Raw genomic sequence first — 14,803 nt, forward strand, 5'->3', positions numbered from 1 at the left:
AAGTTTAAATTTTAGTACAACCCCATCCCCAAATTCTAAAAACCCATATAAACGGTTGAATATTAATCAAACGACTATTTGAATATAATTAAAGGACGCTTAAAAGGCCTCATTAACTCCAAAATAGATACCATTTTGACCATCTTTTCCGTTACCGATATCCAAACGCAACCAAGTGCCTTGATCTTTCAATAATTTAAACCTCACTCCTGCACCATACCCAGGTTTAACAGAATTAAATCGTAACAGATCCGATGCGTCGCCTGCCACACTTCCGATAAGGCCAAAAGCGGCGAAAGACCATCTAGGTTTAAATCGATAGCGATATTCTGCCTGGACAACATACATGTTCTTATCCAAGAATCGACCATAGAAATATCCTCTTGCACTGTTACTACCTCCAAAAAAGGCCATGCCTTGAAAAGGCACGTCCCCATAGTTGTTTTCAATATATACTTGGGTGGCCAGGGTACTTCGTGCCCCTAAAGGTTCATAGTTTCTCAAATCGAGAGTGAACTTATTGAAACCATGGGTCGCTCCTAAAATAGGGCTTGAAAAATGAGCCCCAATACCAAACAATTGCCCATCCGTGGGCGATCCGATATCATTTCTTGTATCCAAATTAAATTCAGCCCCTATTCCACTTATAATTGTTCTATCCGAACCCAGAATGGTTCCCAAATCCAATAATCCCCCTTCCTCAACTTCAGTGACCTGATGATTTGCAAAATTATAGGTGAACCCAAAGTTCAAGTCCGGTGGTAAACGCTTTAAAAAACTTACCTTAAGCTTGTGCGTGGTCTGATCATACAGTTCTTCATTTTCTTCAGGAGTTTCCGGGCCAATCCCCCAAAAAGAATTCGGATATATTTCAAATAGGTATTCGGCGTCAATAAAATAATCTCCTTTTCCAAGGTAAACTTGGGGCGTTACATTGAACATAATTTGTCCTGCCGTGGTATAAATTCCACTGAATAAAACATTGGAAAGACGCTGATTGTATTGATTGGTGTTGTTCAACAGGAACATTTGTCCACCACCACCAACTCCAAATTGTGTCTCCGGGGTGTAAAAAGCTATGGGCAGACCAATAAATTTTATATTCTTTGTTTTGCCCAGTGTATCGGTACGGACAAATCCTTCCTCCCTCCCCTGCCCAATAAGAAAAATTGGAAGTACGATAAAAAGTAGGTTATTTAAAATCTGTTTCGTCATTAGAAAAAGAAATCGTCTAGAATCACATTAAAACCAAAGGAAAAAGCAGTATTGCTAATCGATATGTTTTGGGAATCTATGATGCCTGAGGGCTGTTGTTCTTGATCTATACCGACCCAAAAAAGATTCAGATCAAATCCAATGTCAAACGCAATTTGGTCATTGATCACATACGAATAGCCAAGACCTATCAATACACCAAACCCATCTCCTTCGGAAATCTCTTGAATAGGGTTGTTCAAATCGTTGAAACTTGTCTCTTCCCCATAGCGCACGTACCCTGAGGACAGCTTTGCAAACAATGAACCTCTTTCGTTTTCAGTAAGATAATAGGAAGTAAACGGCCCAAGGAACAAGGATTCTGTAGTGCGATCAATATTTCCGGAAGAGCTACCTCTATCCGCTCTTAAATTGCCACCTAGAAGCCATCTATCCTTAATGAATTTTCCAGTGGACAGATTAAGCCCGAACTCATTGGTAATTAGTTTTACATCCGAACTGCGTTCTTTATTTGTATTTGAGCTTATATTGCCTGATAATCCGGTAAGCCACCTCCCTTTTCGAAAAGGGGTATGCAATGAATCCTGTGATTTATTTTGCTGCGCTTGTAAAGGAAATGACAACAACAGAAATAGGACAAATATGAAATATGCATTAATCCTTTTACAATGATTTACTTTCATTTAAGTCTGGATGGACATTTATTTGATGCTATCAATATACTAATATAATTGTGGATACAACCTTTTGACGATCTTTGGTATATTAGTGAGAGTTATAAATATCGAATTATGTTAATAAAGTTTTTCGGGACCCGAGGTTCAATTCCCGTCTGTGAGGTAGGTTTTCAGGAGTTTGGTGGGAACACCACATGTGTTGCCGTTATGGACGACAGTAAGCAGGGAGATGTGCTGATTTTTGATGCGGGGACGGGTATTCGGGCCTTGGGAAAGGAATTGATGCAGCGCCCTTTTAATCCGGAAGATAAAATTGTAATGGCCTTTTCCCATTTCCATTGGGATCATTTACAAGGATTTCCCTTTTTTGCCCCCGCCTATGACCCTTCCAAAAAGATCGATATTATTGCTATGGGCGAGGATCTGGATATTCCTGATCTTAAATCCATCTTTGCGAAGCAAATGGAAAGCACTTTTTTTCCTGTGAGCCTGGAGAACATGGGGGCGCATTTTAACTTCCATTTAAAGAAAAAGAATGAAGAAATTTTTACTACGGGCAAAACCGGAAGCTTATTGGCCAAACGGCATTCCCATCCCGGTGGTGCCTACGGATACCGATTGGTAGTGGATGACAAGGTTTTTGTTTACTGTACGGATGTAGAGCACGGTGAAACCCTGGATCCCGAAGTTGTTGAATTTGCCAAAAATGCCGATCTATTGATTCATGAAGCGCAATATACCCCCGAAGAACTTCCTAAATTTAGAGGTTGGGGACATAGTAGTTGGGAACAGGCCATTGAAGTTGCCCAATTGGCCGGAGTTAAAAAACTATACTTGACCCATCATGACCCGGAACATAATGACGAGTTTATAAGGGCAGAGGAAAAAAAATGTCAAGCCCTATTTAAAAATTGTTTTTTTGCTCGTGAAGGAGATGAAATCAAAATTTGATTTAATTTCGCAAACGTTCTATTCACTACAGAAATTGGAAAAAAGCGAAATGAAAAAGAAATTCTTCAAAATTTTATTCGGCCTAGGCGTACTCTTTCTATTTAGTTTACAGCAAGCCTGTGGCCCTGCCAAAATGGGTTCCACCTGGACTAAAGAAGGCTATGAAGATAGAGGTTATTCCAAAATAGCGGTAATAGGTATCGGTAAGGACCTTGCAGCTCGCAACACCTTTGAAAAAGATGCGGTTACCCTTTTAAAAGAACAAGGAATACATGCAGTTGCAGGAATCTTGATGTTTCCTCCAGGTGGGACTGAAGAAATTAGAACTGCCGGAGATTATATCAAAATCATTAAAGAGAATAATTTGGATGGCGTTATTACCATGGCTTTGGTAGATTCCAAAGAAACGGACCGTTATAAACCTGGGGAAACATTATATGTACCCTCGTATTATAGGGTTGGTAAATATATCGCCAGAGGTTACCAAACTTTTAATACTCCTGGCTATTATACTACCGAAAAATCATATCTAATCGAAGCCATTCTTTACAATGTAAAAGGTGAATTGAGTGAAGGAAAAGAAACAATGGTCTGGACGGGGCAATCTTCGCTTTTGGAACCTTCTTCGTTGGAAAATGCCTCTAAAAGTTTTACCAAAAGAATGGTAAATCAACTGATTATAGACAGAATTATAGCCCCTAAGTAGCTTATGGAAATAGGTCCTAGAGACACCATCATGATTGCTTGTCTGGTCTTATTTTTAGGCAAGTACCTGAACAGAAAAATCTCCTTTTTTAGGGCATACAACATTCCTGAACCCGTAACGGGAGGCGTTATCTTCTCTATGCTTTTTGGTATTTTATATGCGGCAACTGGTATTGAGGTCAGCTTTGCGTTGGAGTTACGGGATGCCTTGCTCATCATCTTTTTTATCACCATCGGCCTTTCTTCAAGATTAAAAACACTATTAAAAGGAGGTAAATCCTTACTCCTACTTTTAGTATTGGCCGTGGGTTATCTTTTTATCCAAAACCTTACCGGCGTCAGTATTGCTTATCTTACGGATTTACCCAATGTTACCGGTGTTTTAGGGGGATCGGTTTCTTTTAGTGGCGGCCACGGCACTACCATTGCCTGGGTGCCAACGTTTCAAAATGATTTTGGGATTTCAAATGCGATGGAAATGGGCATTGCCTGTGCAACCATTGGCTTGGTATTAGGGGGATTTATTGGAGGCCCCATTGCCAAATTTTTAATTAAAAAATACAATTTAAAGCCAAAAGATAGCGAGCCCGTCTCAGTAGGTGTCCGTCATGGTAAAGGCGATCATGTAGAGATGAACTACAACAGCATTTTGCAGATGATCTATTTCATCTTCTCAACAGCAGGTCTGGGTATAGGAATAAATGAAGTACTGGTATGGATGGGACTTGCCCTTCCATCTTTTGTAACCGCGTTGTTCGCAGGTATCCTTATTACCAACTTGATTCCTGTCTTTTCCAAGAATTTTCATTGGGAACCTGAAAATTCAAAAGCTTTGGCCATGGCCTCGGATTTATCTTTAGGACTTTTCTTGGCCATGTCCTTAATGAGCCTTCAATTATGGACGCTTACCGATTTGGCCGGACCATTGCTGTTGATCGTACTAGCACAACTCGTAGTGATTTCACTTTTCGTAATCGTAATTGTTTTTCGAGTGATGGGTAAAGATTATGACGCTGCCGTAATGAGCGCAGGATATGCTGGCTTGGCCTTAGGTGCTACTCCTACGGCAATTGCCAATATGACCGCAGTAACAAAAAAGTTCGGTGGATCTCCTAAGGCATTTATTGTAGTACCGTTGGTAGGCGCTTTTTTTATAGACCTCTCCAATGCCTTGATTATTAAATTCTTATTGGGTGTTTTTGGGTAGTTGTTACCGTAGTTCACTTTGACCCTAAGCGGGGAAAATAGTATTTCACTTTAGTCCCGATAGCTATCGGGGTGGACTAAGGCTTTTCATAGGAGCCATTGTTAGCAAGCGTATTTCTAGTTTATTAATCTAATTCGAAGTGGTGTTTAATCCATTTCTTTATTTCTTTTGTTTTTATACGAACAGAAATATCTTTGATACTGCCTATTTCTATTATTTCTGGTTTGTTAGTGTTTCTGTAAGAAAAACGATATTCTTGCTCTATTGAGTAAGGGTCTTTATTTTTTAGATAAGGGTTAGATATTGCTGAAAAAAGTTTAAGATCTTCTTCTCTCATATAAGTAACGCTTCCACTTTTAATATTATGCTTACCGTTCTCTGCTAAACTTCCTATGACCTTACCTCTAAATTTTAAAGCATTTGTGATAATAACTGCCTCTGTTCCGAATTTAGATTCATCGTAATTTGATAAAAATTGTTCAACGTTATCTTTAGTTACTAAAGTAAAGCAAGCCACGCTTTCCATTCCGCCCGCTTCAATACTTGCTTCGAAAACCGTTCCTTTTCCTGGGCCACCCATACTAATTTTATCACCACCAATATTAAAAACTGTTACGCTATTATCAATAACTAATGGTTTGTCTTCCGTAACTAAATCTATGTGAATTGGTCGATTTTCATCGGGGTCTTTTCTAGCTAGATCTGAAGTTTCTCTATAAATTCTAGTAGGAGTAAATTGGATTTCTCCTTTACTATAAAGGTTATCGGCATGCAAAGGCTTCTTCATAACTCTTAACAATATATCATCGTTTTTGAGTCTTGGAATTGCCATTCTTTTATCAATAAATTCCTTTTGCAGAAAATCATTAATCTCATTTTTTCTTTTCAACTGAAGGCTTTCATGCTTCAAAGATGAGATTATTAATGAACTAACATGCCAAAAATTCTCCCACGACATTTTTTCATCTGGAATCACAATTACAGCTCTTTTTGCATAATGCAAAGCCGAATCATACAATTTAAGATTAGCAAGTCTTACTGTAATATCATTCAATGAACCCCAACAGTTTGGATTATGACTTAGCGCCGAAGATAATATTTGGATTGGTATTAATGTGTTATTTGGGTTCTCCTTTGAGGCTTTGTGACTTAGCGCTTGTAGTTTTTTAGATTCTTCTTCTTCTAACTCCATTTACCTAAAAAGTTAATTATTTTGTTAATGCTTGCTAACAAATGCATAGCATCATTGATGGTATTCTATTTATAAAAATACTCTTTAAATTTCTAGTGATTTTTCTACATAGTCCTTTATTCCACCCGAGTATATTCTCCATAGAAGTAATCAATTTCTGGTGAGTCGCCTTCGTAAGACAACCGTATTGTATTATGGTCAAGAAACGTTATTTCTGATCGGTATAGGTCCGTTCCGCCATCTGTATACGCGATGAATATACTGAGCTGGTCATTTTCCAAGAGGGCCCAGCTCCCGATTTCCATAGTTGAAGATTCCATATCCTGTTTACAACTTCCGTTCGCATTTGCCTTGAATTCTTCTTTAGAAAACCGGCCGCTTTTAGTAAAAGTCCAGCGGTTACTTTCTCCGCAACCTTCATACGTTTCGACACTATTGGCAGTGCCATCTTGGTGGACGGCTACGAATTTTATAGGTTTCCAAGTCCCGAGGATCAGTTCCGTTTTGGTGTTCTCCATCCTATCTTTTTCTGCATCCGTTGAGCACGCTCCTAAAAGAATAGCAACTGTTAGTAATAAAATACTTTTTACTGTATTCATGAGGTCTACGTTTTAAATACAATCCAAAGGTATTCCGGGCAAGCTCCTGTTTTTGGGCAAAATCGACTCAATCGACTAAAATTAAAAGTGAAATGCCCCTACTAAAAAGTGAAGTGATTTTCTACGAAACCTTAAACAGGCTCTTAGAGTCACGGAAACATCCTTGGAAAGAGAATAGATGGAATTGCTATCGAAAGAAAAGTCGATGTTAAGATGAAATCAAGTAAACGTACGGCAGGCGGGGAAAATAGTGTTTAATATTAGTCCCGATAGCTATCGGGATGGACTAGGGCTTTTCATAGGACACCTTGGTAGCATCGTTTTTTGAATTAGTTCCCTAAAAGAGTATTAATTTGGATTAGATTTTCAATATATTGTTCGATTTCGGAGTTAGTATTTTCTTTGGCTTCATCAAATATCCAAGTTTTTGATTTGCCATTAACTTTCAATTGTATAAAATAGTCAAAATCGGCCAATGTTTGATTTCCAATTTCACCCTTGTAATCTAATAATCCGTTAGGTATTTCTAGTAATGAATTAGCCAATTCAAAATTGTTCATTGGAAGTGCTTGATTTTCGAAAGTGGTATTTTCCCAATTCCCAAATTCAGTATCTTTATTAGAATCTTTAAAAATTTCTTGTTCTGTTAATAGGTATAAGTTTCGACAATCTCCTGCACAATTGCCATAAACTTCTCCAAATATAATTGTTTTGTTAGATTGAAGGTTTTGCTCATCACTATTGCTACATCCCAAGGTTATAGTTGAAAGAAAAATTATTAATATTAAGTTTTTCATAATTTTACTTTTTTTATAGAGATGCTAATTTCTGTATCTGGTTGCGTTAAAATGTGCTACAACTATTGAATAGTATCATTGATGATATTCCACTTTTAAATTACTATTTAAAGTTCTTGTGACTTCTCTATAGGGGTTTCATTACAATCCAAAGATATTCCGAACAAGCTCTTGTTTTGGGGTCAAAGCATAGGAATACCATTTTGCGTTTCTAAGAATTCACCCAATTTTTAAATGGCGTTGCCTTGGCCTTACTGATAACAATCCGTTCAGATGTTGGTGGATTTACATTGACTATGAGCTTCCCACCAAAATAGGGTTTGATTTTTGCAATGGCATTCCTGTTAATGATAAACTGCCTGTTGGCCCTATCAAATAAAGTAGGGTTCAATTCTTGCTCTAAATCCTCCAACTTTTTATCCATCGAAAACACTTTATTCTGAAGGGTTACCACTTTAACTATTCCCGTATCAATATAAAAATAGGCGATGTCTTTGGTCTTAATGGGAATCAATTCATCACGATGTGAAATCAGGTAATTCGATTTGTATGCTTTCTGCTGTCCTTGAAGTACATGTAAGACTTCTGTAATGTCCGTTTTAGACAGTGATTGCGTATGCGTAAGGTTCCTGAACTTGTACAGGGCCTTTGCAAGTTCTTCTTGATGCACCGGTTTTAAAATATAATCGATGCTATTTACCGTAAAGGCCTTTAAGGCATATTCATCATATGCTGTGGTAAATATTATGGGAACGCTTAAATCTACATGGTCAAAAATCTCAAAGCTTAGACCATCACCCAAATGAATGTCCATAAAGACCAAGGCTGCATCAGTTGGTTTTGAGAAGTAGGCGATGCACGATTTTACGGTATCCAATACGGTCATTACTTCAATATCCGAGTCAATAGCGCTTAGCAGATATATTAGATTATCACTTGCCGCTACTTCATCTTCTACGATTACAACCTTCATACGTTTCAATTCAATGGAAGCCTCACCCTAAAGATATTACTTGTATTCGAAATAACGATTCTCTTGTTTTCCAATAGGTCATATCGTTTGGCCAAATTAGCCAAACCATTACCCGTACTATCTACAGCAGTGCTTTTGGGTTGGATTTCATTTTCTACAATCAAGTGACTCTCATCCGTAAAAACGTTTACCTGAAGGGGCAGACTTTCTGAAATCTCATTGTGTTTCACCGCATTTTCTATCAGTAGTTGCAGTGATAAAACAGGAATCTTAGCAGGAAGCCATTTTTCATCAATCTCAATGGTAATGGAAAACCGATCTCGATATCTTGTTTTTATCAGATGCACATAACTTTTTAAAAAAGCCAGTTCATCGCCAAGGGGCACCAAATCCTGACTTCCACTTTGCAAAATATAACGATACAAGGATGACAGTTTGTTAACGAACATGGTGGCTTCTTCATTGCCCCGTACCAAAGTATTCAACGAGTTTAAAGAGTTGAACAAAAAATGTGGGTTTATCTGGTTCTTAAGAGCGGTGAGCTCGCTTTTTAATTTCTCCTGCTTCAACTTTTCCTTCTCAATAACATCTTCCTTATGGATAAGCTGATATCGCAATACCCCAGATACAAAAACAAGAATGAGGGCAACGATAAAATATACGAAGTGTACTAGACCTAATTCATTTTTAGGAATATTTTGACCTACTAAAATTGGATAGAAGTAATTGAATATGCCTACAAAAAAAACAAAAAGTAACGTATTCGAAAAAACGAGAAACCCTATTCTCTTATTTCTGCTGTTGTTTTTTAAGACATACTTCCAATTTGTATTTAGTTGCAATACGGACCAGAAAAGTACAGTAGCGAAAATGAATCGAAAGACAATATCATGTATAGAAGCCTTAGTAAAGGAATCAACTAGTTCTTCTGTTATACTATAACGGGACAAAACCCTAGGTAAGGTAAGAAGAAATGCTACCAATAAAGCAATGGGCAAAAGAACCTTTTGTTGTACGCTTTTAAACTTCAATGCGCTTCGAATTTTTGCTAATTTGACTTGTAAGATAGTATACGAATTTAAAGGAAATTGCCTTAGTGGTTCCCTAATACTTTTGAATAACTCCATTTTAAATAAATCTTTAGGGGCGTTTTAAGCAAAAAACTGCTGGAGTTCGAGGGAAATCTCCAGCAGTCTACCAACAACATCATTCATCCACATAATCCTAACCAACCATAAGTGATTACAAATTGTATTAAATCAAGTTTTTGATAGTGGTTAAATAAATAAAGGAGGTGTTTCTTCCCTCAGTTTCTTTTTATCTGATTTGATTCTGTTCTTCTCAACGAATTCACTAAACCAAGTACTCAATTTTTTACTCGTCATAATAACAAACTTGATTAAGGTATTTTCATTTGAAATGGTACCTACACCAAACCCGGTTACATTTCTTGTACTGATACTAATGGTATTATTTTTCATGATTTCTTGATTTTCAATTTCAGGTCAAAAGTATTGCCATCGCAGTAATACGTAGCGGTTAGATTAGTTTAAGCGACTAAAATTAGTGGCGAAACACCCTTAGTCCAAAGTGAAGTGACATTCGGATAATCTATCGCATCCTAATCGAAAAAAAGAGCAGTAGCTAACAGTAAACTATTTCATCGATTACTTTGGCCATTTCATTAATCTTTTTAGTCGTTTCACATGAAAATCCATGATGATGGCCAGGACTTCAGTCTACATTTGTACAAGAAATGAAACATAAACTATTGGAAATAAACTAAATATATAATTATGGAGTCGCATTATTTAAAATTGGAAACACTGGCCAAAAATAGAAAGCCCGACTTTGTGCAGATCTCTTCTAAATCTATAATTAAGAGATGTAACAGCTTCAAAGCATTATCCAAAAGGGTATACAGCCGATTAGAAAAATATGGTGCCGCAGCAGGAGCCGCCATAAGAAACTAGGAATGCTTGAAACGATAAAGACAAACAATTTAAAATTCAGGGATCATGAAAAAGGTAAGTCTAGTATCCGTTTTGATTTTACTCTTCTTTTACACCCTTTTAGGTCAAAATGAACTTGAACAAAAACAGTTAAGAGAAAAAAAATCAAAAATTGAATATATACAGATCAAAAAATTAGTAGAATCCAAATTGTACAAATTCGAAGTTCAAAGGGTAAGCCGGGTCAGATCTTCGCCTATTAACTTTATGGGTGGAGGTTATTATTTGACAGTTACCAAAGACAGCGTCAACACCCACTTGCCCTACTTTGGAGTACGACATTCCGGTGGAGGATCAGGAGAAAGCAACGGTATTGAATTTAACGGTCTTATGGAGGATTACAAGGTAGAATATGATGATAGCAAAAAAAGAATAATCGTGAAATTTATAGGTAGAAATACCAGTGAAAGTTTAGATATTACGCTATCCATATTTAAAAATGGTAGTTCACAGCTATCTGTTAGATCAAGCCACAGAAGTTCGATGAACTATTCAGGTAAATTAATAAAATCATGACCCTTAATAAAAGTATGATCGGTCGATTTTTCATATTTTTAATTTCCCCCTTTTTGAAGTACCAACCTAAAAATTTAATCTTATGATCCCAATTGGACTCACTTCACCCGCTATTTTTTATCTTTCTACATCGAAAAATGAACGAAATCGGTTATTAGGTAACCGAGCATAGCTGTCCTGTCCGTATTAAACTATTTTAAGAAATAATTAATTACAGCAATCATGAACATCAAAAAGATCACTATTGCCATTTGTGGCTTCCTTTGTTTTTTCTCTGCAATAGCACAAGACTTGACAGAAGAACAGAAAGAACAACTCGAATACAAGGTATCTGTATTTACCTCCAATGATAAGGAACTTCAAAAATTATGGTATGAAGACCGCATGGATGAAATGAAAATCAGAGGAAAGTCCCGGGAAGATTATCTGAAAATAGTAGAGTATCATGCCTTAAAAATGGAACAACTCAGAAAAAGCAAAAATAAAATCAGTGCTGACCAAATGAAGTCGAAGCTCCAAGAACGTGTGGTATTTATGGAGACAGACGTAAAAGAGATTCTGGACCAAAAGCAGTTTGAAATACATCAAAAAACCTGGAAAGCCATAATCAAGGCGGTCATTCTGAAAGAGGGCCTGGATGTGAAATAAGGTCAATTGCTGATTTCATTTAAAAAAACAGAGTATAAACCCGTTGTGCATTTTGATTTATTTAGCTAAACTAAATGTCAGTTCGAGTGATTTTCAACAGAAAATTGTATCGAGAACAGGTTTTGAAATGGAAAATTTTATTCTCGATACAAATTTCACTCATAAAAATGAGCAAAATTCACTCGAATTGACAAATTTTCTTCAAAATGCACAACGGGTAGTATAAATTTTAAACTTAGAATACTATGATTTGGATAGAATTACTCGTCGTTCTCTTTTTTATCTTCCTTGGTTCCAAAATGGGAGGTATAGGTATTGGCTACGCCGGTGGTGCCGGTGTAGTAGTATTGACTTTGATTTTTGGGTTGGATGCCGGTTCGGTGCCAGTAGATGTCATTCTCATTATTATGGCGGTTATCTCTGCCATATCCGCAATGCAAAAAGCGGGAGGTTTGGATTACTTGGTGCATCTCTCTGAATCCTTACTTCGCAAAAATCCAAAGCGGGTTACATTTTTAGGGCCTACCGTAACGTATTTCATGACCTTGTTTGCAGGTACAGGGCACACCGCCTATGCCGCCTTACCGGTCATTGTGGAAGTTTCAAAAGAAGGAAATGTGAGGCCTTCAAAACCTTTGAGTATTTCAGTAGTGGCCTCACAAATTGCCATAACCGCTTCGCCTATCTCAGCCGCGGTAGTGATTTTTGCCAGTTTTTTGGAACCTCTGGGAGTTTCATATCTGCAACTATTGGCCATAGCCATTCCATCCACGATTTTAGCATGCGTAGTGGGCGCCATTGTGGCGAACAAGTTGGGTAAACCACTTGACGAGGACCCTGTTTATCAAGAACGTGTAAAAGCAGGTTTGGTTAAGCGCAAAAGCACTGAAACACATAAGGATAGCAAAGAAGCCAAACGATCAGTAGGTATTTTTTTGATTGCCATAGCAATCATTGTAACCTATGCTACCATTATCTCCAAGAAAGTAGGGCTGATTGAAAATCCGACAATCCCACGGAATGAAGCGATTATGGCGGTCATGTTGTTGGCAGCGACTGTCATTGCCCTGGTTTGTAAACTTAAAATGGCGGATATCCCAAGTATGTCGACTTTTAAATCGGGCATGAGCGCAGCTATTTGTGTATTGGGCGTAGCCTGGTTGGGCGACACTTTTGTCAGTAACCATATTGAAGAAATTAAAGAGGCAGCCGGGGGAATGCTAAACCAATACTCTTGGTTACTTGCCGTGGTGTTGTTCTTTGCCAGCATGCTATTATATTCCCAAGCCGCTACAACTACGGCGTTAATGCCAGCAGCTTTGGCCTTGGGAGTAAGCCCCATAGCGGCTATAGCTTCATTTGCCGCAGTAAGTGCCCTGTTTGTATTGCCTACCTACCCTACACTTTTGGCAGCAGTGGAAATGGATGATACGGGAACCACCAAGATAGGCAAGTATGTGTTTAATCATTCCTTTATTATTCCGGGTACGGTTACCATAGCAGCAAGTGTAGTTTTCGGATTTCTCATAGGAAGTATCGTATTATAAATCAAGAAAAGAACAAGATTATGAAATGGGCCATACGAATTGGTAATACCTGCCGAGATGTTTAACGGCGAATTACATACTTGTGCTGAGCATAGCCTAAGTATGACTTTTAAAAAACAATAATATTTAAACAGATGAAAACAAGAAAAGAAACGGATTTATTGGGAGAATTGGAGATTTCCAACGAATACTATTATGGTGTCCACACCCAAAGGGCCATTGATAATTTTAAAATTTCGAACTCCAAAGTTGGCGACTTCCCCATTTTCGTAAAAGGATTGATGTTGACCAAGAAAGCCTGTGCCGCGGCCAATAAGGAAATTGGAACTATACCAGCGGAGAAAGCGGATATGATTATACAAGCCTGTGACCACATCCTAAACGATTTGGAAAAATATGCCGTGTTCTTTCCTTCGGATGTATTTCAAGGTGGTGCCGGAACTTCGGTAAACATGAATGCCAATGAAGTCATTGCCAATGTAGCTTTGGAGCTTCATGGTCACGAAAAAGGAAGTTATGATATTTTGCATCCCAACGACCATGTCAACAAATCGCAGTCCACCAATGATGCCTACCCAACGGCGTTTCGGGTTGCGGTCTTTTACTATATGAACCATCTGTTGGAAAAAATCAATGTGCTTACCACCAGTCTTGATAAAAAGGCAGCTGCCTTTAAGAATGTACTCAAGATGGGGAGAACGCAGCTTCAGGATGCCGTACCCATGTCCTTAGGCGATGAATTCGGTGCGTGGTCTACCAACCTAAAAGAGGAAACAAAAAACCTAAAACATTGTCGTGACCTTATTTTAGAAGTGAATCTAGGGGCCACGGCCATCGGAACGGGTGTAAACGCGCCGGATGGGTATTCCGAATTGGCCATCGGTTTTTTGCAACAGTATACCAAAGCAAGTTTTGTAAAAGCCGAAAACCTAATTGAGGCCACCTCGGATTGTGGTGCCTACGTAATGATATCAGGGGCTTTAAAAAGAACCTCAGTTAAGCTTTCAAAAATATGCAATGATTTACGTTTGTTGTCTTCTGGACCACGATGTGGACTGAACGAAATCAACCTACCCGAAATGCAGGCAGGTTCTTCCATTATGCCGGCTAAGGTGAATCCCGTTATCCCGGAAGTCGCGAATCAAGTTTGCTTTAAGATCATTGGCAACGATGTGACCATTTCCTTTGCCGCGGAGGCCGGTCAACTACAATTAAATGTCATGGAGCCTGTAATCGCACAATGCATGTTCGAGTCGGTTGAATTGCTTTCCAATGCTTGTGTGACCCTTGCGGAAAAATGTATCAATGGCATTACGGCCAATGAAGAGCACACCAAGCAAATGGTGTTCAATTCCGTTGGAATCATCACTTTTTTGAACCCGTATATAGGGCATCATATGGGTGATATTATAGGAAAAGAGGCAGTTGCTACCGGAAAGAATATCCGGGAATTAGTGCTTGAAAAGGAGCTGCTCTCCGAAGAAGAACTGGATAAAATATTGAGCGTGGAAAATCTTATGAATCCAAAGTATACGGCAATGCTGCATAAGTAGGACTGATTATCCAAAGAACAAATAGTAAACCACCTCGGGGCAAACCCAAGAGGTATTCGTTTGAAAAAACATTTGAATTCGAGACAAGCCTCGGATCAATGAATTGTTAGCCTCCGATGATGTAGACGGCATAGTGATTACCCATGGTACCGATACCCAAGAGGAGACCGCCTATTTTTTGAGCTTGGTGGTCAAAAGGTTTCGGAAGTTA

General features: G+C 38.3%; 15 protein-coding genes and 1 pseudogene. 8 read left to right on the top strand and 8 right to left on the bottom strand.

The window, feature by feature from the left end:
- Positions 1 to 99 precede the first annotated feature (99 nt).
- Together D7Z94_RS10560 and D7Z94_RS10565 are read right to left on the bottom strand one after the other, a co-directional pair.
- Positions 100 to 1,215, bottom strand: coding sequence for a BamA/TamA family outer membrane protein (locus D7Z94_RS10560; protein WP_120711523.1), 1,116 nt, complete (start codon positions 1,213 to 1,215; stop codon positions 100 to 102).
- Positions 1,215 to 1,898, bottom strand: coding sequence for an outer membrane beta-barrel protein (locus D7Z94_RS10565; protein WP_120711524.1), 684 nt, complete (start codon positions 1,896 to 1,898; stop codon positions 1,215 to 1,217). The genes D7Z94_RS10560 and D7Z94_RS10565 overlap by 1 nt, the downstream gene beginning before the upstream one ends.
- Before the next feature lie 108 nt (positions 1,899 to 2,006).
- Between D7Z94_RS10565 and D7Z94_RS10570 the strand changes: the two genes are divergently transcribed.
- The 3 genes from D7Z94_RS10570 to gltS are packed head-to-tail and all read left to right on the top strand — an operon-like array spanning position 2,007 to position 4,755.
- Positions 2,007 to 2,843 (top strand): MBL fold metallo-hydrolase, encoded by an 837-nt coding sequence (locus D7Z94_RS10570; RefSeq protein ID WP_120711525.1) that lies wholly within the window; start codon positions 2,007 to 2,009, stop codon positions 2,841 to 2,843.
- Between the two features lie 49 nt (positions 2,844 to 2,892).
- On the top strand, positions 2,893 to 3,549 hold the full coding sequence (locus tag D7Z94_RS10575; RefSeq protein WP_147415873.1) for a hypothetical protein: 657 nt from the start codon (positions 2,893 to 2,895) through the stop codon (positions 3,547 to 3,549).
- 3 nt (positions 3,550 to 3,552) lie between these two features.
- Complete coding sequence (gene gltS, locus D7Z94_RS10580) at positions 3,553 to 4,755, top strand: sodium/glutamate symporter (protein ID WP_120711527.1); 1,203 nt, start codon at positions 3,553 to 3,555, stop codon at positions 4,753 to 4,755.
- 124 nt (positions 4,756 to 4,879) lie between these two features.
- Here gltS and D7Z94_RS10585 read toward each other — a convergent pair whose 3' ends face one another.
- The 6 genes from D7Z94_RS10585 to D7Z94_RS10610 all read right to left on the bottom strand — a co-directional run bounded on the left by D7Z94_RS10585 (position 4,880) and on the right by D7Z94_RS10610 (position 9,797).
- Positions 4,880 to 5,947 carry a hypothetical protein gene (locus D7Z94_RS10585; RefSeq protein WP_120711528.1) on the bottom strand — a complete coding sequence of 356 codons (1,068 nt, stop codon included), beginning with the start codon at positions 5,945 to 5,947 and terminating at the stop codon, positions 4,880 to 4,882.
- Positions 5,948 to 6,063: 116 nt separating this feature from the next.
- A complete protein-coding gene (locus D7Z94_RS10590; protein ID WP_120711529.1) occupies positions 6,064 to 6,546 on the bottom strand; it encodes a lipocalin-like domain-containing protein in 483 nt (160 codons plus the stop codon).
- 329 nt (positions 6,547 to 6,875) lie between these two features.
- Entirely contained in the window at positions 6,876 to 7,343 is a 468-nt protein-coding gene (locus D7Z94_RS10595) for a hypothetical protein (protein ID WP_120711530.1), read from the bottom strand.
- Between the two features lie 211 nt (positions 7,344 to 7,554).
- Positions 7,555 to 8,316: a LytR/AlgR family response regulator transcription factor gene (locus D7Z94_RS10600; RefSeq protein WP_120711531.1), complete on the bottom strand. Its 762-nt coding sequence runs from the start codon at positions 8,314 to 8,316 to the stop codon at positions 7,555 to 7,557.
- A gap of 5 nt (positions 8,317 to 8,321) precedes the next feature.
- Complete coding sequence (locus D7Z94_RS10605; RefSeq protein WP_158594621.1) at positions 8,322 to 9,347, bottom strand: sensor histidine kinase; 1,026 nt, start codon at positions 9,345 to 9,347, stop codon at positions 8,322 to 8,324.
- A gap of 246 nt (positions 9,348 to 9,593) precedes the next feature.
- On the bottom strand, positions 9,594 to 9,797 hold the full coding sequence (locus tag D7Z94_RS10610; protein WP_120711533.1) for a hypothetical protein: 204 nt from the start codon (positions 9,795 to 9,797) through the stop codon (positions 9,594 to 9,596).
- A gap of 537 nt (positions 9,798 to 10,334) precedes the next feature.
- On the opposite strand from D7Z94_RS10610, the gene D7Z94_RS10615 reads away from it, so the two are divergent.
- The 5 genes and pseudogenes from D7Z94_RS10615 to D7Z94_RS10635 form a co-directional block, all read left to right on the top strand.
- Entirely contained in the window at positions 10,335 to 10,844 is a 510-nt protein-coding gene (locus D7Z94_RS10615; protein ID WP_120711534.1) for a DUF4251 domain-containing protein, read from the top strand.
- A 222-nt stretch (positions 10,845 to 11,066) separates the two neighbouring features.
- Positions 11,067 to 11,492 (top strand): hypothetical protein, encoded by a 426-nt coding sequence (locus D7Z94_RS10620; RefSeq protein ID WP_120711535.1) that lies wholly within the window; start codon positions 11,067 to 11,069, stop codon positions 11,490 to 11,492.
- 245 nt (positions 11,493 to 11,737) lie between these two features.
- On the top strand, positions 11,738 to 13,039 hold the full coding sequence (locus D7Z94_RS10625) for an anaerobic C4-dicarboxylate transporter (RefSeq protein ID WP_120711536.1): 1,302 nt from the start codon (positions 11,738 to 11,740) through the stop codon (positions 13,037 to 13,039).
- Between the two features lie 134 nt (positions 13,040 to 13,173).
- Positions 13,174 to 14,592, top strand: coding sequence for an aspartate ammonia-lyase (aspA, locus tag D7Z94_RS10630; RefSeq protein ID WP_120711537.1), 1,419 nt, complete (start codon positions 13,174 to 13,176; stop codon positions 14,590 to 14,592).
- Between the two features lie 91 nt (positions 14,593 to 14,683).
- Positions 14,684 to 14,788, top strand: a pseudogene (locus tag D7Z94_RS10635) (asparaginase domain-containing protein); the annotation flags it as partial.
- Positions 14,789 to 14,803 lie beyond the last annotated feature (15 nt).

This window comes from Ulvibacterium marinum (genome assembly GCF_003626755.1).
GTDB classification, from domain to species: domain Bacteria; phylum Bacteroidota; class Bacteroidia; order Flavobacteriales; family Flavobacteriaceae; genus Ulvibacterium; species Ulvibacterium marinum.